Here is a 26085-nt window from a genome sequence, read left to right on the forward strand (position 1 = left end):
TCCCGATAAACCGGAACACTTGGTGTATCAAATCGGCACGCAATCGCGATGTCCACCGATCACCTGATAATTTAAGCTGGCGCGCTTACAGGGAACACGGCGCAGCTATCAACCTCGTGTCATGCAGCCAGCCCCGCCGCCTGAAACCCCTGTCCTTTTTTGATCACATCAGGAGCAATGGATGCTGGCGTTGAACACCGAGCAGTTGCATTTGCGGACCATGGTCGAGTCCGATTGGCCGTTGTTTGTCAGGCTGCACACCGAACCCCTGACCATGCAATTCGTATTCGGCGAGCTGGCCGAGGAACAGATTCGCAAAGGTTTCGACCATCGCCTGCCCGCGTGGACGCCGCAGTCCGAGCACTGGTTATGTCTGGTGGTGATCGACAAGGCCAGCAAGCAGGAACTCGGCGTCAGCGGGATGCGCATTCTGTCGCCCGGCCATGCCGAGGTTGGCACGCTGCTGCTACCGGAGTTCCAAGGAAAGGGCTTCGGCACAGAGGCCCGCAAGGCGATCATCGACTACGCGGCGGCCATCGGCCTGGAGTCGCTGGAGTCGACCGTCACCGACGGCAATATCGCCTCGTGCAAGGTGTTGGAGAAATGCGGTTTCACATTTGAACGCCGCGTGCCCCAGGCCTATCGGATTGGTGATCAATGGTTTGACGACCTGATCTATCAGCTTCGGCTGGGCTGATGGACCAGCGCCCCGCCACCGGCACACTGGCCTCGTTACGTGCCCTGCCCGCTCCGACGCGCTGGCTGTTGCTGGGCATTGGCCTGGCTCGCGTCGCTTCGTTCATGATCTGGCCATTCATTGCGGTGGCGATGAACCAACGCTTCGGTACGCCGATCACTGAAATCGGCGCGCAACTGGCTCTCGGCGCGGTGATCTCGATTGCCTTGTCGCCACTCAGTGGCCTGCTGGGGGACCGCTTCAATACGCGCAATCTGATGTTATTGGGGTGCGCACTGAGTGCCAGCTGTTACCTGGTTATGGGCCTGTTACCCGGGCAAACCAGCTATTTCGTGGCGATCATCGGCATGGCGGTGTCCCAGAGCATTCTCGAACCTCTGCTGCGCATGCTCTTAAGTGATACCGCGGTCGATGCCGCCCAGCGCACCTTCCTGTTCCACATCCGTTATTACGTGGTCAATTGCGCGGCAGCAATCGGCCCGCTGATCGGCCTGTGGTTTGCCAACCATCAAAGCGACGGCGTGTTCTGCATTGCCATAGGCGCCTGCGCCATGCTGGCCCTGACGATCATCCACGCGGACCGTGCACGGTTGTGTAACCCGCACCTGACGCAAACCACTTCACTCCCGCTGCGGCAGATCTTCGGGGCGATGCTGCGCAGCCAGTTGTTTTTATCAATCATCGTCGCCAACTTTTTCCTGGTGCTGCTCTACGCACAAATGGACGAACCTCTGACCTTTTACCTGCTGCAATTGAGCGTCGACGACATCAACCACATCATCGCCATGATGAGTTTCACCAACGCCGCAGTGGTGCTGGTGGTGCACTTGTTGCTGATGAACTGGTTGATTGCCCTGGCCGACAAAACCGCCTATCTGGTGGCGCTGGCCTGCCTGATGATTGCCCACGCCCTGATAGCACTGAACACCGAGGCCTGGTGGGCGGGTTGGCTGTTCGCCGTGGTCTTCGCAACCTTCGCCGAGATCATTGTGATGCCGCTGTTCGGCACCTTGATCGATCGCCTGGCGCCGCCGGGGATGCGCGGCAGCTTTATCGGGATTTCGATGTTGGCGGGGTTTGGTTCAGCGCTGGCGCCGTTACTCGGTGCGGTGGTGATTGCACAGTACGGTGGTGCGGTATTGTTCTGGGGATTGGCGCTGACCTGCATTCCGATCGGGTTGTTGGGGTATTGGGTATTGCGCGCCAGCCAGCCCGAGTTGGTGCCAGCGTCCCCCCCGGCTTGATGGCTGTCCTTGGCGAAGCGATCCATCTCGCTGGCGCCAAGGACCATAGCGGGGTCACGCGCGGGGTTGTTTGCCAAGGATCGTCACACGTTCGCCATAGCGCGAATGCGGGAAGTAATCCCAGACCGCGTGGTGCTGGGTGCAGCGGTTGTCCCAGAACACCAGAGTGTTCGGCGCCCAGCGCACCCGGCAACTAAGGATCGGTTCCCGCGCAACCAGGTCGAACAGCATGTTCAACAGCGTCTGGCTCTCGCCGCCAGACAGCTGAACGATGTGCGAGGTAAAACCGGAGTTCACGAACAGTGACTTGCGGCCGGTTTCCGGGTGGCGAACCACCACTGGGTGTTCTGTGCTGGGCAGGTTGGCCGGTGGCTGAAAGCCTTGCCACGGAATCGCGCCGTCGTGGATCGCAGTCAACTCCCCGAGGAACTGCTGCATGGCCGGCGACAGCATTTCCAGCGCCAGGTGCATATTGGCAAACAGCGTATCGCCACCCATGGCCGGGGTTTCCTTGACGTAGAGCATCGAGCCCATGGACGGTTCCAGATCCGCCGTGCCGTCGGAATGCCAGGTTTCCCCGGCGACGAAGCGCGATTTCGCGCTGGCGCGGATGACGACCAGCTCAGGGTCATCGCCGTCGATGTCCTCCACCGGCAAGGCCCGCAGCTCGCCAAACAGTCGGCCGAAAGCCTTGTGCTGTTCGACTGTCAGATGCTGATCGCGAAAGACCAGCACGTGATTTTCCAGCAAGGCCCTGCGCACTTCCGTGAGTTGCTCTTCACTCAATGGTTGTGACAGATCGATCCCGCCTACTTCGGCGCCGATGATCGGCGTGAGACGGTCCAGGGTGATGCTGCGGTAAGGCGCGCGGGATTGCCCCGCGATGCCCTCGATAGCTTTCAATGCCAATTGATCCATGTTCCCTCACCTTTTTTAATTTGGATGGCCAGGCACCAGACCCTGTGGGTCAACAGTGCTCACTCCTGAAGCGAAAGCGGCCGCATGTCGGTCCAGTGTTCTGCGATGTAATCCAGGCAAGCCTGTCGTTCGCCGCGTTGCCCCACCGGCGTCCAGCCATTGGCGCTCGGCTTGCCCACCGGCCAGAGGGAATACTGGCCTTCGTCGTTGCGAACCACCTCGAATTGCGGATTGCTGTCACTCATGCTGATTGCCCTCTTCGGGTTGCGTATCGGTGCTGATAATGTCGGCAATCACCTGCGCCCATGGCCCTGCAACGATGCCGTAGTGATCGGTGTCCAGCCGCTGCCAGCTGAGCAACTGCGGGAGCAAGTCCTGCCAGGCCTGTTTCAGGTCTGCGGCGTTCCAGGCCTCGCCCACGCTGTAGGGGTTGGCTTGAGCGGCGCTGAAGATGCGCACGCAGGTGTTCGCCAACGCCGGTGGCTGAAAGGTCTGCATGCTGGCGATGTTGTGCTGGCAGCAACGGGTCAGGTGTTGCAAATAGGCTTGCCGGTCTTCGGGCAATGCCCGGTCGAGGGAATCGGGCCAGCGCTGGGCAAACTCGCGCTGGAAAACCTGCTCGATAGCCTGCGCACCGATGCTCGCCAGTTCCGCTCCGGCGTCCGGCGCGGGCGGGTCGATCAGGTACAGCAGCGGCTGCCTGAATCCGCAGGGCGCTACGAGACTGCACATCGCCTGCGCCACCCAGGCGCCAAACGACCACCCAGCCAGGCGCCAGGCACCGCGGTTGGCTTCCCGGGCCTCGATGGCCTTCAAGTAAAGTGCCGCGCGCTCAGTCACGCCGATGTTCGGCAAATCCGGAAGACGCAACGCCGGGTCGGCAATCACACGCACGCCCAGATCAGGGTGCAGCGCCGACACCAGCGCTCGGTACGCCTGGACATCACCGCCCACCGGGTGAATCAGGTACAGCCACTCGCGCCCCGCACCGGCGTGCCATTGATCAATCTGCACCGCGTCGGCCCAGGTTGCCGGCACCGCCGACGTCAAACCGACTGCAGCCGCGTCCACCAACGCCAGGACTTCTCGCAGGCTGACCTTGTGACTGAATTGCGACAGCTGGAACACCACGCCGGTGGCCGCTTGCAACTCATCGATCAGGTCCAGCAATGTCAACGAATCCGCCCCCAGCTCGTACAGCGAATCGTCTTCATCGAGGCTGCTGACCCCCAGCCATCGGCACAGGCATTCATGCAGACGGCTGGGCAGATCCAGCACCGTTGATGCAGCCACCGGCGCAATGGCGGCGCCATGGCGAACCGGATAGAAACGCCGTGCAGCAACGATGCCGGTGGTCGAGATCAACAGTTGTGGCAGTTGCGTCGCCATGGCCAGATCGAAAACCCGACAGCCCTCTTGCGCCGTCATGCCGACCGCCAGGTGCCCCTGATGCGCGGCATCGCCAGTGCCCGCGCCGGTGGCCATGCCGATGTCGCGCCAGACGTCCCAGTTGATGCTCAGCCGCACGCAGTCGCCGGCGGCGTTCGGACGGTAATGGGCGAAGCCGTCGAGCACGCCACTGGCGGCCGCGTAATCCAGGTGCCCCGCGCCGCCGAACAGCGCGGACATCGATGAGCAATACAGCACAAACCCGGGGCTCATCGCTTCGATCAGCGCCTCGACCGCGAGCATGCCCCGGGTCTTGGACGCCATGGCTTCACCCAACTGCCGGGCATCACGCTGGCGGATCAGGCTTCCCGCACCGACACCTGCAGCGTGAACCACTCCCGCCATGCGGCCGTAGCGACAGGTCAGTTGATCGAGCACCGCAGGCCAGCGCGTCAGGTCGGCGATGTCAGCCCGGACGTGCTCGACCCGGCCGCCATAGGCCGCCAGCGCCGCTGGCATTTCACCCCCGCGTGACAGCACGACGATGCGTCGTTGCGGCGCCTGCAGCAGGTGCTCGGCCAACGTGCGACCGATACCGCCGGTGCCGCCCAATATCAGAAACGTGCCGTCCATGGGCAGCCTGTTCGCCAGCGCAGCGCTGGCCGGTAACGGACTGGCAAGCAGCCGTGGTTGCCACAGGTAACCGTCGCGAATCGCCATGCGCCGTGGCAGGGACGCCGAAGCCGCGAGCAACGCCATCAGCTGCTGCGTATCCATGCGCGGCGTCGGCCAATCCAGCCAATGACAGCGTACCGGGTATTCCTGGGGTACCACTTCGGTGATGCCGGCCAGCGCCGCCAGTTCGGGACGCAGCACCTCACCCGCAACCGGGCAGGCCTGCCACGACATCAGCCACAGGCGCAACGCCGTGGTTCGCGAGGTCTGTCCCCAGGCCTGCATCAAGGCGCTGACGGTGTCCAGACCGGCCCATTGCGCTGCCACCAGGCTTTGCTCATTGACCGGCCCGGTCACCGACAGCGGTAACGCGTGCACCCAGTCGAGTTCGCCCAAGGCAGGCACGGCCAGCTCATCGAGCAGGCGAGTCAGCGTCGGGGTATCCAGCGGGTCGAGTTCGAAATGATCCGGCGTGTGCCGTTTGAAACCATTACCGGCGCGCACCTGAACCACTCGCTGATAGACGTTGTTCAGGTGCTCCAGCACGGCCGTGTCGAGCGCGTCGTTACTGCAAATGACCAACGTTTCGCGTCGTTCCGTGACCGCCTCAGCGTGCAAACGCTGCACGCGGGACCACTGCCGTTGGTAGAACCAATCGGCCAAGGGCTTTCGCTCAACGGCTATTGCGTTTTCAGTTTCAACGGCGCTCTGGAAGCGGAAGGTTTCAAGATCGAAAGACGCTGGCGGCAGATCCCACGGCGGCGGCGCCGAGTGCTGCGGCCAGTCGATGGTGGCACCGTCATACCAGGCGTCGATCAGCGCTTGGGGCGATTGCCCGGTGGCGTTCAATCTGACACCGGATGCGCTCACTTGCTTGATCAAGGAGGTGTGCAGTGCTTCCCCCGGCCGATACACCATTGCCAAGCGCCAACGCAGTTGCCGACGTCCGGATTGCAGGTGACGCAGCACCGCCTCGTGACGCTCGGGAAAGGCGTTCAGATACCCTGCAATCGCCGCGACATCGCACAGCAAAGCCGAACGGCTGTGAGCCGAGATCATCAGGCAGGGCAACACGCCCTCAGCCAGCACTCGCTCCTGCTGCGCGGCCCCCACGATCACATGCGCATTCGTGCCACCGATGCCAAAGCTGCTGACCCCCGCCAAACGCCGCCGCCCTGCTGGCCATGGCCGCGCTGCGGTCGGGATGTAAAACGGCGAATTGGCGAGGTCGATCTGCGGATTGATCCGGGCAAAACCAAGGTTCGGCGGCACCACGCCGTGGAATACCGCCAGGCTTGCGCGGATCAGCCCGACGACCCCGGCGGCCGCGCCCAAATGGCCGATCTGGCTTTTCACCGAGGCCAACGCGCAACTGACGGCCGGGGCATCACCGAACGCCTTGCTCAACGCCGCCACCTCGACCGGGTCACCGAGTAACGTGCCGGTGCCGTGGGCTTCGATGTAACCGATATCGGCACCGGTCAGCCCGGCCCTGGCCAACGCTTCGCCAATTACGGCACTCTGCCCCGCTACCGAAGGCGCGGTGTAGCTCATCTTGTCGCGGCCGTCGTTGTTCAATGCAGAGGCTTCGATCAGCGCATAAATACGGTCGCCATCGGCGCGGGCGCGGGCCAGCGGCTTGAGCACCACCACGCCATAACCACTGGCGCCGATGGTGCCGCTGGCATCGTCGCTGAACGGCCGACACAGGCCATCACTGGAAAAAATGTGCTGCGAACGATGGCGATAGCCGTCGGTCAGTGTCGGGTCGATCAGCACCCCGGCCGCGAGCATCACGTCACTGTCGCCCTGGCGCAGCAGCGCACTGGCCAGGTGCACGCCAATCAGCGAGCTGCCGCAGGCCGCCTGCACGCTCATGGCAGGGCCGGTGAGGTTGAGGTGGTAGGCGGCTTTGGTCGCCAGGAAGTCCTTGTCGTGGTGCAGCGCCATCTGGAAACCGTCCGGCAAATCCCCGTCGGCGGTCTCGCGCAGCATCTGTTGGAAGTAGGTGGTTTCGCCACAACTGGCAACCAGACCGATGCGCGGGCCTTCGGCAGACGGCGTGATCGCCGCGTGTTGCAACGCCTGCACACACGCCATCAACAGATGCCGCTGTTGCGGATCCATCAGCCGTGCTTCCTGACGGCTGATGCCGAAATACTCGGGGTCGAAATCAAGCATTCCGGCCAGTTGACTGCGGGCACGCACGCGCCCCTGAGCCGCCTCGAAATGCTCGATCCCCAACTCGGCGCCCAGCACCATCGCCCAGAACTCATCGAGGTTCTGCGCCCCGGCCACATTGACCGCCATGCCGATGATCGCCATCGGTTGCTGGCCGACATCGGTATGGCGTATCCGCTCGGTCGGGTTCGATGGCGTGCTCGACAAGTGCGCCGCCAGGCTGCGCACCGTCACCTGTTCAAACAGATCGGCGATCGCCACCTCGTGCGTCAGTTCCTCGTTGTAACGGGCATGCAGGCGCATCAGGCCAAGGCTGGTGGCGCCCGCTTCGAAGAAGGTTTGATCGGGCTCGATGTCCCGGCCGATCTCGGCGCTGAACAGCGCACTCAATTGCTGCTCCAGCGGGCTCAACGCAGTGGCCGGGGTGACCGAACGACGACGTTGCAGCGCCTCGCCCAACCCCGTTAACGCCTTGCGATCAATTTTGCCGCTGGGCGTACGTGGCCAGGCGTCAATCCGTCGATACTCGTCAATACGCACATGGGCCGGCAGCTGCTTGGCGACTTGACGATCCAGCGTCTGCGCCATCGCCGGCTCGCCGTCCAGTTGCAGATAAGCGATCAGGCCCGGTGGCTCAGCCTGAACCGTCACCACCGCGTTGATCACCGGCGGCAGCTGCATCAGCGCCGCTTCGATCTGCCCCAGTTCCAGGCGATGACCGCTGAGTTTGATTTGCTGGTCGTCGCGCCCCAGGTAGTGCAGGCAACCATCAGCGTCGGCCCAGGCGAGATCGCCGGTGCGATAGCACAAACGAGCATCGCCTTCAGCCTGCGGCAACACGACAAACCGCGTCGCGTTGAGCGCTGGGTCGCCGAGGTAGCAGCGCGACACCATCGGTCCGGCCACCAACAGGTAACCACGGCTACCGCTCGGTACCGGACGGTCATGCTCGTCCACCAGCAGTAAACGGGCATTGCCGACGGCGTGGCCGATCGGTGCGCGCAGCGGCCAGTCAGCAGTAGTCGGCGGCAAGCGGTAAGCGCTGACCACGTGGGTTTCGGTGGGGCCGTAGTGGTTGAACAGCGTCGCCAGCGGCAGACCACCAAACCAGGTTTTCAACGCGTCGGTGCAGAGTAATTGCTCCCCCGCCGTGACCACTTCGCGCAACGCCGGCGGGTATGTTCCTTGAGCCACAGCGGTTTGCGCCAGATGCTGCAACGCAACGCAAGGCAGGTACAGGCGCTCGATCCTCGCCTCAATCAGATACGCCAGCAACGCCTGTGCATCCTGGCGCCAGCGCGGCGTGATCAGGTGATAGGTGCCGCCGCCGCACAAGGTTGCGAAAATCTCCTGAAACGATACGTCGAACGACAACATCGAAAACTGCAAGGTCACCGATCTGGCCGGCAATTGGCCCTCGGTGCGCTGCCAGTGCAGCAGGTTGCACAGGGTCCGATCCGACACTTGCACACCCTTCGGCGTACCCGTGGAGCCGGAGGTAAACAGCGTGTACAGCGCGCGCTCGCCGACATGATGGGCGCGTGCGAACGCTCGGCGTTCGCACTTCAGGTCTACCCGATACCGGGCAAAACGCTCGGCATCAAGGTGACCCAGTGCCGCTTCGGTCGCGGCGCTGAACAACAGGCAATGCGGGTTCGCCTGTTCCAGTACCTGACGCTGCACGGCCAGCGGATATCCGGGATCGAGCGGTACGGCGGTCAGATTGAGTTTTGCCAGGGCCAGCAAGGCAACGATGTGCTCGACCGAAGCATCAAGAAACAGCACCACATGCAGCGGCGTGTTGTCTGGATTCGGCAGCGGATGGCGTTCGATCAAGGCCCCGGCCAGGGTGTTGGACAATTCATCCAGTTCGCCATAGCTCAACTGCTGCTGGCCAGCGACCAGCGCAATCGCGTGGGGGGTGCAATGCACTTGATGACCGAACCAGTCGGCCACGGTGTTGAACGGCGGTTCGTCGCGCGAACCTTCACTGGCCACCGGCAGGTGACGCCGATAAGGGGTGAGGAGATCATCCAGGGTGGCGGCCGGTGATTCCAGCAGCAGGTCGAGGCTGCGGCAAAGCAGTTCATGCACGGTGTGCATCTGCGCTTGATCAAAGTAGCTGCACTGATATTCCCACCAGCATTCGGCCCCCACGACCAGCAAGGTCAACGGACATTTGGCCTGCAAGTGCTCGCTGAACTCCAGGGTCGCTTGCAAACCGGACCGCGCCAGTACGGCGTAATCGGTGTTTTCCAGCACGAACATGAAATCGAACAACTGGCTGTCCGACGACAACCGCAGGTCTTCCACCACATCCGCCAACGCGACGTCCTGTAACGCCAGCACCTCGCGCACCGTGTCGGTCTGACGGCGCAATTGCTCGCTCAGCGCCAAGGTGTCATCGATGCTTGTCGGAATCAGCACGGTGTTGGCCAACATCCCCAGCATCGGTTCAAACTGCGCCAGCGGCCGGTTCGCCACTGGACTGGCGATACGTGGCCGCTCCCGCCCGGTCAGCGCGTAGAGGCTCCAGGCGAAGACACTGAGCAGCACTTCGAAACGGGTCAGGCGCTGCTGGCTGCAAAAACGGTCAAGGGCCGCGTTGCGCAGTTCGCCCAAGGGTGCGCGATGCAGTCTGGCTGGCGGGCTGACAGCCCGCATCGGCATCAGCGCGGATGACGGCGCCTCTTGCTGGCGATGCAATCGTGCCAACGCCTCGCGCTGGCCGAGGTAATGCGGGTCGACGCTCCACTGCCGCTGCCATTGGCCGAATTCCAGCGTGGTCAGTTGTGGTGTCGGTTGAGGGCTGACGCGCCTACGCACGGCGTCTTCATACAGCTGCGTCAGGTCGTCGAACAACAGATTCATCGACCAGCCATCGACGATGATGTGGTGCAGGTTGAGCAGCAACCGGCAACTTCCATCGGCAAACGGCAGCAGCCAGGCCTGGAACAGCGTCGGCATCGCCAGATCGAACGGCGTGCCGAACACCAATGCTGCAAAGGCTCGCCAGGTCTCTTCGGTGAAATGCCCTGTCTCGAAGGTGCGACACACCGTCCCTTGTTCGGCAATCACTTGATCGAGGCCATCGGCGCCAGACACGAATGCCGTGCGCAAGGCCGGATGGCGCTCCACCAGTTGCTCCACGGCACGCGCCAGCGACGACACATCAACACCGGCAGCCAGATGGAGAATCAGCGGCACGTTATAAGCGGTCGAAGTCGGCGTTCGTTGCTGCATCAGCCACAAGCGGCGTTGTTCGGCAGTGGCCGGCAGACGCAGTGCATGGCTGACGGCTGGCGCGGGAGGATAGATAACGTCGGCCTGTTGCCCGTTCAGCTGTTCGGCCAGTGCCACGAACGGCTCGCTCAACAGCGTTGCGACGGCAATCTCGCGCTGCCAGTGTGTACGAATGGCTGAACGCAGACGCATGGCCTTGAGTGAATCGCCGCCACTGCCGAGCCAGTCATCGTGCGCATTGAGCGCCGGTTGCCCGAGCAGCAAACGAGCCTGTGCAAGCAACCAGTCCAGCGCCGGAGAACCCTCGACATCGCTCGGCTCGACGGGGGGCCGCCAAGGGCTCAACGGCTGTGCCAGCAAGGCGTCGCGGTCGATCTTGCCGTTAGCGGTCAACGGCAGTCGCTCGATCAGAAACACCTGGTGCGCAAGCATGTAGAACGCCAGTCGGGCCTGCAGATGGGCCTCGAATTCACGGTACTGCAAACCCTCGCGAGGGACGATGAATGCCAGCAACTGATGGTCTTCGGCCTCCCGACGTCGGGTGCAGACATAGGCCTGCAGCACCAGCGGATGTTCCAGGATCTGTTGCTCCACCTCCCCCGGTTCGATGCGAAAACCACGAACCTTGACCTGCCGATCAGCGCGGCCAATGTATTCGACCAGCCCTTCGACATTGATCCGCACCCGATCACCGGTGCGGTAGTGAATCTGGGCGCCGCCGTCCAGCTCGGCCAGGCGCACGAAGCTGCGAGCGGTGTCTTCGGCACGGTTGCGATAGCCACGGGCGACACCGCTGCCGCTGAGGTACAACTCGCCGACTTCACCGGCCGCCACCGGCCGTTGCTGCTCGTCCAGCACCTGCACGCCGGTGTCCGGCAATGGCCGGCCAATCGGCACCGACGCGCCGCCGAAGTCACGGGCAATCGGGTAGCACAAGGCAAACGTCGTGCATTCCGTAGGCCCGTAGACATTGAAGATCTGGCACTGACTGCGGGGATTCGCCGCGTACCAGGCGCGCACGGCGGCGGCACTGATCTGCTCGCCACCGATCAGCAACTGACGCAGGCCGGCAAAACACGCGGGCCAGTCCGCGCTCAAGGTGTTGAACAGCGAAACGGTCATGAACAGGTTGTCGATCCGCTCCTCTTCCAGAACCTGGGCCAGACGTTGCGCGTCCAGCACATCGTGATCGGCAATCATCACGCAGCAGCCACCGTTGAGCAGCGGCGCCCACAGTTCAAAACTGCACGCATCGAAGGCCGGATTGGACAGGCAGGCAAAGCGATCCGTCGGACGGATTTCGATATAGCCTGCGGTCTGCGTCAGGCGCAGCACGCCCTTTTCACCGACTTCCACGGCTTTCGGTGTGCCGGTGGTGCCCGAGGTGTAAAACAGGAAACTCACCTCGGCAAACGTGTCGGCCAAGGGTTGCAGCGGTTGCTGCGGGTAATCCAGCAGCGTGTCGACATTCGCCGTCCAACACGCGGTTGCTGGCGCCCACGACTCATCCGCGGCGATCAGCCCCACGCAGGCGGCATCGGCGAGGATCAAATCGCGGCGTTTGGCCGGGCTGGCCCGGTCCAGCGGCACCACCACGGCACCGACTTTCAGCGCGCCGAGGATCGCGGCCAGCCATTGCCAGCCCCGGGGCATGCACAGCGCCACGGACTCGCCGGGTTGCACGCCCCGTGCCTGCAAACCCCGGGCGATGCGCTCGCTGGCGCTGGCCAGTTCGCTGTAACTCAGGCGCACCTGCTGATCGACGACTGCCAGGGCTTGGGGATCGCGGCGTACTTGTGCGGCAAATTGTGCGAGCAATGTCAGCATCTGTGGATTCATGATTTCGCCTCCTGCGCGTCAAAGCGTTGCAGCTCCTGCTTGAGGGTCTGTGAGACCCGATGCACTTCAGCGGTTTCGAGCATGTCCCAGTGACCGCCATTCACCAGTTTCGCCAGGAAGTCGTCGGCACGCCGACGCCAGAAGCTGCGTAGCGGATGCAATTGCTGGCGACTGAAGCCTTCCCGGGCCTGGATCAACACCACGCGACCGGCACGCGGCTCGCACTCGTAGCCAGCCATGGCCAGACGGTTGTGGTTGTAGAGGTTGAAATAACGTTCGACTTGCGCGTCTTCGATGCCGGGGTACATGCCATTGAACCGCACCAGTTTGTCGCGGAACTCGGCCATATCCACGGTGCCGATCTGCTGGCGGAAACCCGGATCATCCGAGCCTTGGGTATCGAGCAATACCACGGTTACCCGGCGATGGCCGGCGGCTGTCAGGCGCCGGGCCATTTCGTAAGCCACCAGGCCACCGAAGGACAACCCGGTGAGCACCAGCGGCTGCGTCGCCAAGGGTTCGATCAGGCGCAAATAGGCTTGGGCCATGGCTTCGACCGTCGGCTCGGTGACCTCACCTGGGTTCAGCCCCGGTGACTGCACGCCGTATACGCCGACCTCCTCCGGTAGCACTTTGGCCAGGGACAAATAGCAAAACGCAGTGCCGCCCGCCGGATGAATGCACACCACATTGCGCTGACCTGCGCCGCGACGGAATTCGATCAGGTTGCTTTGCCCCGCTGCTGGACTGGCGCCGGCGCGCAACCAGCCGCCCAGGGCTTCGATGGTCGGGTAGCCGAGCACCACGCGCACCGGCACTTCGACGCCGAACGTCTGGCCGATCTGGTGGGCCATTTTGATCGCCGCGATGGACGTTCCGCCGACATTGAAGAAGTTGTCGCGAATGCCGATCTGGGTCGCCAGCAACAGACCTTTCCAGATTTGGTAGAGCGTCAATTCAATATGATCGCGCGGGCTGCTGAGGTTGACCTGACGGTTGGCCAGGTCTTGATCGGCGAGGGTCGTCAGGGCCACGCGATCGACTTTGCCATTGGCGGTCAGCGGCAGCGCGTCGAGCCACAGATAAGCGCTCGGCAACACGGCACGCGGCAGGGTCGCCGCCAGGTGCGCGTGCAGCGCCGATTCATCCGGGGTTTCCATCACCGCACAACAGGCAACCAGCCGCTGGTTCTGCGCCGTATCGCCGACCATCAGCACCACGGCGGCCCGGATATCGGCGAAGGCCTCCAGCCGCGCTTCAATCTCGCCGAGCTCCAGGCGCACGCCACGCAGCTTGACCTGGAAATCATTGCGACCGAGGAATTCCAACTGGCCGTCCGGGCGATAACGCGCCAGATCGCCGCTGCGATACAACCGGTCTCCCGGCACAAACGGGTTGTCGATAAAGCGTTCGGCGGTGAGCTGCGCCAGACCCAGATAACCGCGCGCGACACCCACGCCGCCGACGTGCAATTGACCGGTCACCCCGACCGGCACCGGCGCATCGCGCTCATCCAGCACGTAAAAACGGTTGTTGGGGATCGGCCGTCCGATCGGCACTTGCAGAGCCGGGACTTCGCCGCCGGGCTCCAGGGTCCAGACACTGTTGATCACCGTGGTTTCGGTCGGGCCATAGACGTTGTGCAAACGGGCATGGGGCAGTCGCTGCTGAAAACGCCGGGCCAGGGCTGGCGACAGCTCACCGCCGCCGCTGAAGACATCGGTCAGTTCGGTGCACAGGCTGACCTCATCGACTTCGAGGAACAGCTGCAGCATTGCCGGCACGAACACCAGCGCCGTGACCCGCTGCTCGCGCACCGTTTTCGCCATGTAACCGGGCTCCAGATGGCCGCCAGGACGCGCGATAACCAAGCGTCCGCCGGTGGCCAGCGGCCAGAAAGTCTCCCAGGCCGAGGCGTCGAAACCGAACGGAATCTTGTGCAGCATGACCCCGCGTTCGCCGCAGATCTGCGAGCACCACAACAGCAGATTGGCGAGGCCGCGATGCGCGACCATCGCGCCTTTGGGCAGCCCGGTGGTGCCTGAGGTGTAAATCACATAGGCGAGGTGATCGGGCGTGACACCAACGCTGCGCGGGTCGGGGTCTGCCGGCGACAGATCGGCCCAGAGCGCGGTCTGCGCCTGGAGGTCGAGCACCGGCGCGTCCCAGCTTGAACCTTGCTGCGCCTGACGCAATATCGCGTGCGCCGAGCCGAGCGTCAGCAGCACTGCCGGGGTGCTGTCACTGAGCATGTGGCTCAGGCGTCCGACCGGATAATCAGGGTCCAGCGGTACATACGCGCCGCCGGCCTTGAGCACCGCGAGCAAGGCCACCGGCAGCTCCAGCGAACGCTCGACGCACACTGCCACGCGCACGTCCGGGCCGACACCGAGGCTGCGCAAATACGCCGCCAGACGATTGGCCCGGGTGTTCAACTCGTCGTAGCTCAGGGTTTGCGCTTCGAAGGTCACCGCACAGGCTTGCGGGTTGCGCGCAACCTGGGCTTCAAACAATCGGTGCACGCAGTCCACCGGTTGTGCCAGCGGTGCGCAACGGTTCCAGTCCACGAGGATCTGTTCGCGCTCGGCTTCAGCCAGCAGCGACAAGGCGCCAATCGGCTGCTTGGGGTCTTCGACGATGTGCTGGAGCAACTGTCGGTAATGCCCGCTCAAGCGTTCGATCGTCGCCGCGTCGAACAGGTCGGTGTTGTACTCCACCAACAGGTTCAGCCGCCCTTCCCGTTCAACCCATTCGAACGCCAGATCGAACTTGGCCGTGGCGCTGCTGGTGCTGTACGGCGACAGGCTCAAACCGGGCATGTCCAGATCGCCCCCGGGCGTGTTCTGCAGCACAAGCATGACCTGGAACAACGGCGAATGAGCGGTATCGCGTTGCGGGTTGACGGCCTCGACCACCTGATCGAACGGCACGTCCTGATGAGCGTGCACGTCGAGCATTTGCCCGCGCACGTCCCGCAGCAATTCGGCGAAAGTGTGCTGAGGATCAAGGCGCTGGCGAACCACGACAGTGTTGACGAAGTGCCCGATCAGCGGCTCGATTTCCGGGCGGCTGCGGTTGGCGAATGGCGTACCGATGCACACATCCCGCTGACCGCTGTGCCGCCACAGCAGCACGGCCAATGCGCCCATCAACACGTTGAACAACGTGCCCTGGGTTTGTCGGGCCAGGCCCTGGAGTTCGCGCAGGGTGTTGGCGTCGAGCGATGAGCTGAACGTAGCGCCAGCGTAACGCTGCACCAGTGGCCGTGGCCGGTCGGTGGGAACAGTCGACAGTGCCGGCGCGTCAGCCAGGGTGCGCCGCCAGTAATCGAGTTGCGCAGTCAATGCATCCCCACCCAGGCGTCGTTGCTGCCAACGGGCGTAGTCGGCGTACTGCACGGGCAATGGCGCCAGACTCGACGCATCGCCGCGCAGATAATCGCCGTACAGGGTCGCGACTTCGTGCAGGATCACGCCCATCGACCAGCCGTCGGCGATGATGTGGTGCACGCTGTACAGCCACAGATATTCATCCTCAGCCAGGCGCAGCAACGAGGCGCGCAACAGTGGGCCGGCGGCCAGATCGAATGGCGCGCGGGCGTCTTGATCAACTGCCGCCCGCACGTGCTGCTCGCGTTCGGTGCCCGGCAGGTTGCTCAGATCGGTCACCTGCAAGGCCAGCGGCATCGCGCGATGGACAATTTGCCGGGGTTCGCCATCGACCATGCAAAACGTCGTGCGCAGCATTTCGTGGCGCTGGATCAGCGCGTTCAGCGCCCGCTCCAGCAGTTGCACGCGCAGCGGCCCTTTGAGCGTCACCGCTGTGGGCACGTTGTAGAACGCGTTGCCCGGTTCCAGTTGATCGAGAAACCACAGTTGGCGCTGCGAAAAAGACAGCGGCCAGTCCACTTCATCGCCCGCCCTGGAGGGAATCACCGCGCCATCATGGCCGCCGAGTAACGCGATCAGTTCAGACTTGTGCAGCTTGAGCGCTTGCATCATCTCGTCTGTAAGAAACCCGCGAGGCGCCTTGCAGCGCAGCTTGTCGCCGTCCACTTCAAGGGCTACGCCATGACGCGTGAACAGCTCCAGCAATTGATAGGCGTTCATACCTCAAATTCCTCCATGTCGCTGTCATCACCGGGCCGGTCGGGCGCAAAGGCCTCAACCGCGGCGCGGTGTTGCTCATCCGTGGTACGCAGGCCACCGACCATCGAGTAGATCAATTGATGGCTCGGTCCGAGGTTGAACAGCGCCGGTAATTGCTGCTCATCAATCGAGCCCATGCCGCAAAGGCCCAACCCTTGCTCGATGGACGTCATGCTCAGCAATTGCGCGATGGCGCCGGTTTCGATGTGGCAGAAGTCGCGACTGCGCCCGCCGTACAGCGGACGGATCGCAGCCATGTCGGCGATGAAAAACAGCGAAAACGCGGCGTTTTCGAAGACCGGCCGATTGACGAAGTAGTCGTAGGTGTCCGGGTCGAGCACGCCACTGTCGAGCGCCACCAAGCGGTGTTCGCACGGGTCGTAGTAATACGCGCCACCGGGGATGCCGAGCACCCGCTCCGGCTTGACGTACAGGTACGCCTGGATCGGGTACAAACCGCCGGCCGACGGAAACTGGTATTTGACCTCGCCGTCGAGTTGTCCCTGGGCAAGTGCAGCCAACAGCTCGGCAAAGGCGCGGGTCTGGATCGGTTGCGTGGCGTATTGGCGCACCGAGCGGTAATCGCTGAATCGCTTGGCGAATGCCGGGGTCTGCGGCAATGTCAGCGCCACACTCGGCGACGTCTGGGCAAAGGTGCGACGCCCGCGCTGATCTGCCTTGAACTGCGCGCGCAGTTGCGGATCCTCGATCACGTCCTCGGTGCTGCTCACACGCTGCTGCGCATTGCTGACCAATGCCTGGTGCTGCAGGCTTTGGCGGTACATGCCGATCAGGTGCAGCAACGTCGGTTGCGCCAACAGTTGCGCCACGTGCGGGCGAAAATGCAGTTCGCTGGACAGCGCATTACTGATGCGCACGATGTCGATCGATGTTGCGCCGAGGTTCAACAGGTTGGCGTTGCCAGCGATGGCATCACGCTTGAGCACGCCTTGCACAATCTCCACCAGCCGCTGTTCCTGCGCACCGTCGACCTTCAGCGCTGCGCCGGATGCCTCTTGCTGCGACGGCTCCGGGAGGCGCTTCTTGTCGACCTTGCCGTTGGACGACAGCGGCCAGGCGTCGACGAACGTGAACGACGACGGCACCATGTACGCCGGCAGTTTGTCCGCCAGGTACTGGGCGAAGTCGCTGGCTTGCAACGCCGTATCGGCCTTGAGCACATAGCAGGCCAGACGTTTTTCTCCAAGCGTGCTGCCAAGGATTTGCACCACCGCACCTTGCACGCCCGGGTGGCGATTGAGCGCGGCTTCGATTTCGCCCAACTCGATGCGATAACCCTGGACCTTGACCTGATTGTCCTCGCGGCCAAGGAATTCGATGTTGCCATCCGGCAGCCAACGCCCGAGATCGCCGGTCCGGTACAGGCACTCGCCGGTCAGCGGGTGCGGGAAGAAGCTGGCGGAGCTGAGCGTTTCATCGCGCCAGTAACCCTGAGCAAGGCCGATCCCGCCGATGTAGAGCTGCCCGGCGACCCAGGTCGGGCGCACTTGCAGCGCTTCGTCCAGCACGTAGAAGCGCTGGTGATCGAGGGCTTTGCCGTAAGGGATGCTGCGCCATGCCGGGTCGACGTGCTGCACCGGATAGCAGATCGACCAGATCGAAGCTTCGGTCGCGCCGCCGAGACTGAACAGTTGCGCCGCCGGCTGCAACGCCCACAGCCGTTGCGGCAGGGTCAGGGGAATCCAGTCGCCGGAAAGCATCGCCACCCGCAGGCTGGCGGGCAGTGTGCCGCGCTCGCCCTCGACGTATTCAAGCAACATGCCGAGCAACGCCGGCACCGAGTTCCACAAACTTACCTGGTGACGTTCGATCAAGTCCCGCCAGTGCGCCGGATCGAGGGCCAGTTGCGGTTCAAGCACCACCACCGCCGCGCCGGCGGCCAGGGTGCCGAAGAAGTCATAGACCGAAAGGTCGAAACTCAGCGACGAAATCGCCAGCACCCGATCCGTCGGGCCAACGGCAAAGCGTCGGTTGATGTCGAGCAAGGTGTTGACCGCGCCGCGATGATCGATGACTACGCCTTTGGGCATGCCGGTGGAACCGGAGGTGTAGATCACGTAGGCCAGATCGGTGGGTGCAACGTTGACCGGTTGCAACGGCGCGCGTTCGACCATGACCTCATCGGTCACGGCGATGGCGCTGACCTGCCCAGGCCACTCGATCACGCCAAGCAGTGCCGGTTGGGTCAGCACCAGGCTGACTTCGGTGCGCTCAAGGATATGCCACACGCGTTCTGCCGGCAGGGTCGGGTCAATCGGCAGATAAGCGCCACCGGCGTACTGAATCGCCAGGGTCGCCACCACTTGTTCCCAGCCGCGTTCCATCATCACGGCGACCAGGCGATTGGGCACCACGCCCTCGGCCTGAAGCTGCGCCCCCAGAGACCGCGCCGCCGTGCGCAATTGCCCGTAGGTGAATTGCCGTTGCGCAGCAATCACGGCCACAGCGGCCGGCGTCATGAGAGCCTGACGCTCGAACAACTCGTTCATCAACGGCAACGTGCCTTGAGTGTCGGGCGGTGCCGGCAAACGCGCCACTGGCAACAGTTGTGGCGTACTCGCCGCCCAGGCCGCCGGCTCCAGCAGGCAATCGAGCAGTGTGTTATAGGCGACGAACATGTCCTCAATCATGCCCGCCGGAAACAGCTCATCGATGCTGTCCCAGTTGAACAGCAGACGTCCTTCGAGCTCCAGCAACGTGTGGTCGAGCCACACTTGCGGCGTCTGAGTGATGCTGTGCATGGGTTGGGCGTTCAACGCGTCCGCGAGGTTGAATTCCGCCAGTTCCGGTGCGGCCTCAGAGAGCGTGCTGTTGAACACGATCGGCATTGCCGTCTGCTGCACGCCACGCGCCTGGGACAGTTCGCGCAATACCCGCACGCCGCTGACCACCGAGTGATCAATGTCTTGCCACAATTGCGCCTGCAACGCCCGAGCCTTGTCGGTGAAGCTCATGCCCCCCTCGACGTGAACTTCCAGCAGTACCAGGGAAGTGAAGTCGCCGATGATTTCATCGACGTCCGGGTGCAACGGCAAACGGTTGAACAGCGGCAGGCTCAGGGTGAATCGCGGCTGGCGGCTCCACAGCGCCAGCACTTCGCTGAACGCTGTGAGGAGCATCACCGACGGCGTCACCGCGAACTGTTTGGCCACGGCTTTGAGCTGCGACCACTGCGCCGCCGACATATCGCGGTCGCGTCGCGTGAAGTGCGGATTGCCGATGCTGTCCGGCTGGCGAACCAGCGGCAGGTCTGGCGCCGGTGCCAGACGGGTGACCCGTTCGCGCCAGTAGCTCAGCGCTTGTTCATAACGAATGCCGCTGCGCAGTTGATGTTCGGCCAGCACGTAATCACGAAAGGTCAGCCCCGGCTCGGGCAGGCTCAGGTGAGGGTCAGCATAAAACGCCATGAGCTCGCGGGCGAGAATCTGTGTGCTCGCGGCATCGACGATCAACGCATCCAGGCTGATGTGCAAATGGGTGATGCCATCATCGAGCAACGACAGGCCGAACTCGAACAGTGGCCAGCGACTGGCGTCCAGCACCTGGTGCGACTGGCGCTCGCGGGTCGCTTGCAGCGCCTGTTGCGCGACCTCCGCAGGCAAACCGCGCAAATCGCTGCGAGGCATGCAATAGGTCGGCACCTGTTCCAGCACCTGTTGCGTACCGTCGGTGAGAAACACCACGCGCAGCATGTCGTGGCGCTGAATCATGCGATTGAGCGCCTGCTCGAAACGTGCGGCGTCGAAGTCCGGGATGCGCAGTTCTTCGTAGCCGTGAGCACTGACCCCGCCGAGGCTGACCGTGGCTTCGCGACCGAACCAGTAGGCTTGCTGGATATCGGTGAGCGGGAACGGCGCATGCCGCGCGTCACGATCTGCCTCGATCTCAAGGAAGGCCGGGACGATTTGAGCGTCATTGCTGCGCCCGGCCTGCACCTGCGCCGCCAGATCCATCAGCACCGGCGTCTTGAACAGATTGCTCAAGGACAGCTGCGCGCCCATGCGCTGGTTGATCGCGTAGATCATCCGGGTCGCCAGCAGCGAGTGGCCGCCCAATTCAAAGAAGTTGTCGTGAACCCCGACTCGTTCGCACTTGAGCACCTCGGCCCAGATCTCGGCCATTTGCTGTTCAATGTCGTCGCGCGGCGCCACGTAAGCAGCCCCGGCGGTGCGCTCCGGCGTCGGTAATGCCAGACGGTCGAGCTTGCCATTGCGGGTCAACGGCAACTGCGCCAGCGAGACCCATGCAGTGGGAATCATGTGCTCAGGCAAGTGCCGTTGAAGTGCGGCACGCAGGGTTTCGCTGGACGCCGGGCCGACCACGTAGGCCACCAGACGCTTGTCACCTGCCATATCTTCACGCAGCAACACCGCCGCTTCCTGCACGCCGGGCTGCTGTTGCAGCAAGCTCTCGATCTCGCCGAGTTCGACCCGGAAACCGCGCAACTTGACCTGCTGATCGATGCGTCCCAAGTACAGCACGTTGCCGTCGGCCTGGAATTTCGCCAAGTCTCCACTGCGGTACATGCGCGCGCCGGGTTCGCCACTGAACGGGTCCGGCACGAAGCGTTCGGCGGTCAGGTCCGGGCGGTTCAGGTAACCGCGAGCCAGGCAGGCGCCAGCGATGTACAACTCCCCCGCCACGCCGACCGCCACCGGGTTCATATCGTCATCGAGCACGTACAGCCGCGCGTTGGCGATCGGTCGGCCAATCGGCGGCGCGTCCGGCCAGTCGGCGGCGTCGCTGCACGACAAGCTGAACTGGCTGACCACATGGGTTTCGGTCGGGCCGTACTGGTTGTGCAAGTGCGCGCCGCCGAGGCCGCGCACAAATCCGCGCAGTTCATCATTGATTTGCAGGGCTTCGCCGGCCGTGATGATTTCGCAACCACCGGCCGGCGTTGGTGCATCGGCCTCGGTCAGCCCGGCGAGTTGTTGCAACACGGCAAACGGCAGGAACGCCCGCTGCACGCCCTCGGCCACCAGGGTCGGACGCAGCGCGGCGAGGTCTTTGCGACTGTCTTCGGTCATCAGCAACAGGCTGCCTCCCGAGCACAACGTGCTGCAGATTTCCTGGAACGACACGTCGAAATTCAGTGAAGCGAATTGCAGGACCCGGCCCGGTGCCGGTGCTTGATCAAGCTGCCAGGCAATCAGGTTATCCAGCGCGCGGCGATTGTGCGCCACGCCTTTCGGGCGGCCGGTGGAGCCGGACGTGTAGAGCACGTAGCCGAGATTATCCGGGCTGACCTTCACCTGCGGATCGGTGTCCGGACAATGCGCCCAGCGCTGCATATCTGTATCCAGGCAGCAGGTGTCGATGTCGGTCGGCAGCGCATTTGGCAAGGCGCTGTGAGTCAGCAGCAAGGCTGGCGCCGCGTCGCTGAACATGAACGCCAGACGCTCCATCGGGTAAGCCGGATCGAACGGCACATACGCCGCGCCCGCCTTGAGGATTGCCAGCAAACCGATGACCATTTCCGGCGAGCGTTCCAGGCACAGACCGACCCGGTGCTCGGGCCGCACGCCTTGCTCGATCAGGTAATGCGCGAGGCGATTGGCGGCCTGATTGAGTGCGCGATAACTCAGTTGCCGGTCATTTGCGATCAACGCCACTGCCTCTGGCGTGCACCGGGCCACGGCTTCAAAGCGCGCGACCGTGTCAGGCATGGCCGAGGTGTCGCGCTCGGTACGGTTCCAGTCGTGGACGATCTGTTGATGTTGTTCCGTGCTCAGCAGGCTGACGCTCGATAACGCTTGCTCAGGCTGCTCGACCATCTGCGTCAGTACCCGGCGCAGGTATTCGGCAAACTGCGCCACCGTGCCCGGCTCGAACAACCCGCAAGCGTATTCCAGACCGCCGACGATCTGCCCGTCACGCTCATGCAGCGCCAATTGCAGATCGAACTTGGCCACATGATGGCTGCTCTGCACCGGGCTGACCTCAAGGCCGGACAACAGCAGATCCGAGTCTTGATCCTGTTCCCAGGCAAACAGCACCTGGAACAGCGGGCTGTGCGCCAGGCTGCGAGGCGGGTTGAGCAATTCGACGACCTGTTCGAACGGCAGGTCCTGATGTTCCTGGGCACCCAGCGAAACGCGGCGCGCTTGCTGCAGCCATTGCGCGACCGTCGGCGAACCCGCGCGGGTCATGCGCAGCGCCAAGGTGTTGACGAAGAAGCCGATCAGACCTTCCAGTTCCTGCTGCGTACGGTTGGCCGACGGCACGCCGATCACCACATCGGCTTGCCCGGACAGTCGCGACAGTACCAGCGACCAGGCCGCGAGCAATGTCATGAACAGCGTGGTGCCCTGCTGCCGGCACAAGGCTTTCAACCGGTCGGTCAGGGCCCGATCCAATACCAACGGCACGAAACCGCCGAGATAGTCCTGCACCGCTGGGCGTTTGTGATCGGCCGGCAATTCCAGCAATACCGGCGCACCGCTGAGGGTGTCGCGCCAATAGCGGCACTGCTCGGCCAGCACATCGCCGGTCAGCCATTGGCGTTGCCATACGGCGTAATCGACATACTGCACAGGCAGCGGGGGCAAGGAATTGTCGCGCTCATGAATCGCCGCTTCGTACAGCAGGCCCAGTTCACGGGTGAGCACGCCCATCGACCAGCCATCGGAGATGATGTGGTGCTGGGTCAGCAGCATCACGTGGTCATCCTCGGCCAGGCGCAACAGGCTGACGCGCATCAGCGGTCCGCGGCTCAGGTCAAAAGGCTTTGCGCCTTCTTCGTCGATCAATTGCGCCAGACGCGCCTCGGGTTGACCTTGCAAGTCAGTTACCGCCAGCTTGATGAAAGCCCCCACCTCACCGATCAGTTGCAGCCCTTCCCCCTCGACGGTGATGAACGTGGTGCGCAACGCGGCATGTCGTTCCACCAGTTGATTGAGGCTGCGTTCAAGGGCTGCGATGTGCAACGGACCGCGCAAGCGCAGGTTCAACGGCATGTGATACGCCGCGTTGCCACCCTCCATTTGTGCGAGGAACCACAGGCGCTGCTGCGCAGACGACAACGTTTGCGCGCCCGAGCGCTCAACAGCCGCTATCGCCACGCGAGCCGTGTCCTGGTTGCGTTTGAGCCGTTCGGCAAATTGTTCCAGCACCGGCGCAGCAAACAGCGCCGAGGGGGCGACTTCCAGGCCGAGTTGCTGGCGCACTTGAGCCAGTACGCGCATCACCAGCAGCGAGTGGCCACCGAGCGCAAAAAACTGATCCTGGCGGCCAACCTGCTCGACGCCGAGCACGTCGGCCCAGATTTGAGCCAGCGCGATTTCCAGTGGACCTTGCGCCGGCTGATAGTCGCGCTGATCTAAGGCCTGAGCGTCCGGCGCTGGCAATTGCGTGCGATCGAGTTTGCCGTTGGCCGTCAGCGGCAGCGCATCCAGGCGCACGAACGCTGTGGGCACCATGTAATCCGGCAGGCTGAGGTTGAGTTGCTCACGCAGCGAACGCGGCTTGAGCGCCGCGCCTTGGCTCTCGCAGTAGTAAGCGACCAATCGCGATTCGCCAGCCGTGTCCTGGCGCAACAGCACCACGCTTTCACGCACGCCGGCAATGTCCGCCAGACGCGCTTCGATTTCTCCCAGCTCCAGGCGCAGGCCACGCAGCTTGGCCTGAAAGTCATTGCGTCCTAAAAACTCCAACTCGCCGTCCGCCCGATAACGTGCCAGGTCACCGCTGCGATACAGGCGCTCGCCTGCCACGAAGGGACTGTCGATGAAACGTTCGGCGGTCAGTTGCGGCAGATTCAGATAACCCCGGGCGACACCGATGCCTGCGATGTGCAAGTGCCCGGCGACACCCGCCGGCACCGGGGCGCCCAAGGCATCGAGCAGATAAATCCGCGTATTGGCCAGCGCACGCCCGATAGGCAACACGCCGTCGGCCACGCTGCCTTTGTGCAATTCAAAACACGTGCTGTCGATGCTCGCTTCGGTCACGCCGTACGCCTGGACGATCTGCACGTGGTCGCCAGCCAGTCGGCGCAATTGTCGGGCGCTGTGGGCAGTCCAGACGTCCGACCCACAGACCACGGTGCGCATGAACGACAGGTCGTGGCCGCTTTCTTCAACCCAGGCCAGCAACGGATTGAGCACAGCCGGCACGAAGTCGGCGAAACCGATCTCAGCATCGCTCAGCAGACGATACAGCGCGGGGGGGTCCATCAACGATTCACGCGGGCACAGCACCAGCGTGCCCCCAAAACCGAGGGCGCGGATCAGATCGGCGCTGAACACGTCGAAAGAAAAACCAGCCATTTGCAGGTGATTGAGGGACGCGTCGAGGTTGTAGAGTTTTTCCCAGGCTGCACTCACGGCGATCAGCCCACGGTGCTCGACCATGACGCCTTTCGGGACGCCGGTGGAGCCGGATGTGTAGATCACGTATGCCAGGTGCCGAGGCGTCAGCCCAACTTCATTGGGGTCGGGGTTGTTCTCCGGTTGCGCGTCCCAGGGGCGAGTGTCGGCGATGTCCAGCACGGTGGAATGTGCAAGGCTGGCAGCGACAGAACCGTGGCTCAGCACCACGGCGGGGGCACTGTCGGCGAGCATATGCGCCAGCCGCGCGGCAGGATAAGCCGGATCCAGCGGCACATACGCACCGCCTGCCTTCAGCACCGCCAGCAGGCCGACCAGCATGTCCAGCGAGCGCTCCAGGCACAGCCCGACGCGCACGTCCGGCCCGACACCCAGGCTGCGCAGGTGATGGGCCAGGCGGTTCGAACGAGTGTTCAGTGCGCCATAACTCAGCGCCTCGTCGTGCCAGCGGGCGGCGATGGCGTCCGGGTTGCGCCGCACCTGGGCTTCGAACAAACCGTGTACGACTTGGGTGGTGTCGAAGGATTGCTCGGCGCTGTTGCAGTCATGGAGCAGGTACTGGCGTTCGGCTGCGCCAAGCATTTGCAGCGCCATCACCGAAGCCGAGGGTTGCGCCACCATCTGCTGCAGCACCGTGTTCAGGTAACCGGCAAAACGCTCGATGGTCGCGGCGTCGAACAGCGCTGGGGCGTAATGCAAATGGCCGCTGATGCGCCCATGCGATTCAGCCAGCACCAGGCTCAGGTCGAACCCGGCAGGCAGCGGTTGCGAATTTTCCCAGGCGAATAACACCTGCATCAGCGGATGGTAGGCGGGGCTTTGTTCGTGGTTGAGGCACGCGAGCAGTTGCTCGAACGCCACGTCTTGATGCTGCTCGGCACCGTGCAGCGCAGCGCGGATGCGCATCAGCAGCTGGCTTGTGGAAGTGGCCTCTGCAAGTGACACGCGCATTGGCAGAATGCTGCCCGACTTACCCGTGCATGCGCCGATGATCACCTCGTGCTGACCCGACAACCGCGCCAGCACCACCGCCCACCCGGCGAGCAGCGTCATGCACAAAGCGTTGGCGTCACGTTGGCTCAAACTTTTCAGGCCTGCGGTCAGCGAGGCATCCAGTTCCACCCCGTACGCAGCAGTTTGCAGATTCTGCACCGCCGGTCGTGGCCGGTCGGTGGGCAATTCCAGCAACGCCGGGGCACCGTCCAGCCGCTCGCGCCAGTAGGCGAGTGACGCAGTGTCGGATGGATTTTCGGATGTAGTGCTGGGCTGCGCGGGGGTCGCCCCGCGCAAGGAGGATTTGTCGAACATCAGGCTACCGTCCATGACTGGATTATTTTTGTGTGTGCTTGGCTGGGACGTTCATAGCCCGCCGGTCAGGCCCGACACGTTGTGCCGGATCG

General features: G+C 63.4%; 7 protein-coding genes. 2 read left to right on the forward strand and 5 right to left on the reverse strand.

What is annotated here, in order from left to right; translation table 11 throughout:
• The first annotated feature begins 181 nt into the window (after nt 1–181).
• Nucleotides 182–697: a GNAT family N-acetyltransferase gene (locus ACIGDJ_RS08810; protein WP_101155480.1), complete on the forward strand. Its 516-nt coding sequence runs from the start codon at nt 182–184 to the stop codon at nt 695–697.
• Nucleotides 697–1941: an MFS transporter gene (locus tag ACIGDJ_RS08815; RefSeq protein WP_397479186.1), complete on the forward strand. Its 1245-nt coding sequence runs from the start codon at nt 697–699 to the stop codon at nt 1939–1941. Before ACIGDJ_RS08810 ends, ACIGDJ_RS08815 begins: the two co-directional genes overlap by 1 nt.
• A gap of 54 nt (nt 1942–1995) precedes the next feature.
• Here the strand turns inward: ACIGDJ_RS08815 and ACIGDJ_RS08820 are convergent, their stop codons facing one another.
• From ACIGDJ_RS08820 to ACIGDJ_RS08840, 5 genes are read right to left on the reverse strand one after another with little or no spacing between them, the layout of a single operon-like run.
• Entirely contained in the window at nt 1996–2859 is an 864-nt protein-coding gene (locus ACIGDJ_RS08820; protein WP_397479187.1) for a TauD/TfdA dioxygenase family protein, read from the reverse strand.
• 59 nt (nt 2860–2918) lie between these two features.
• Nucleotides 2919–3104: an MbtH family protein gene (locus tag ACIGDJ_RS08825; RefSeq protein ID WP_397479188.1), complete on the reverse strand. Its 186-nt coding sequence runs from the start codon at nt 3102–3104 to the stop codon at nt 2919–2921.
• Nucleotides 3097–12186: an amino acid adenylation domain-containing protein gene (locus ACIGDJ_RS08830; RefSeq protein ID WP_397479189.1), complete on the reverse strand. Its 9090-nt coding sequence runs from the start codon at nt 12184–12186 to the stop codon at nt 3097–3099. The genes ACIGDJ_RS08825 and ACIGDJ_RS08830 overlap by 8 nt, the downstream gene beginning before the upstream one ends.
• A complete protein-coding gene (locus ACIGDJ_RS08835) occupies nt 12183–16295 on the reverse strand; it encodes an amino acid adenylation domain-containing protein (RefSeq protein WP_397479190.1) in 4113 nt (1370 codons plus the stop codon). The genes ACIGDJ_RS08830 and ACIGDJ_RS08835 overlap by 4 nt, the downstream gene beginning before the upstream one ends.
• On the reverse strand, nt 16292–25993 hold the full coding sequence (locus tag ACIGDJ_RS08840; protein ID WP_397479191.1) for an amino acid adenylation domain-containing protein: 9702 nt from the start codon (nt 25991–25993) through the stop codon (nt 16292–16294). The genes ACIGDJ_RS08835 and ACIGDJ_RS08840 overlap by 4 nt, the downstream gene beginning before the upstream one ends.
• Nucleotides 25994–26085: the final 92 nt, after the last annotated feature.

The organism is Pseudomonas sp. NPDC079367, assembly GCF_044542195.1.
Lineage (GTDB): Bacteria > Pseudomonadota > Gammaproteobacteria > Pseudomonadales > Pseudomonadaceae > Aquipseudomonas.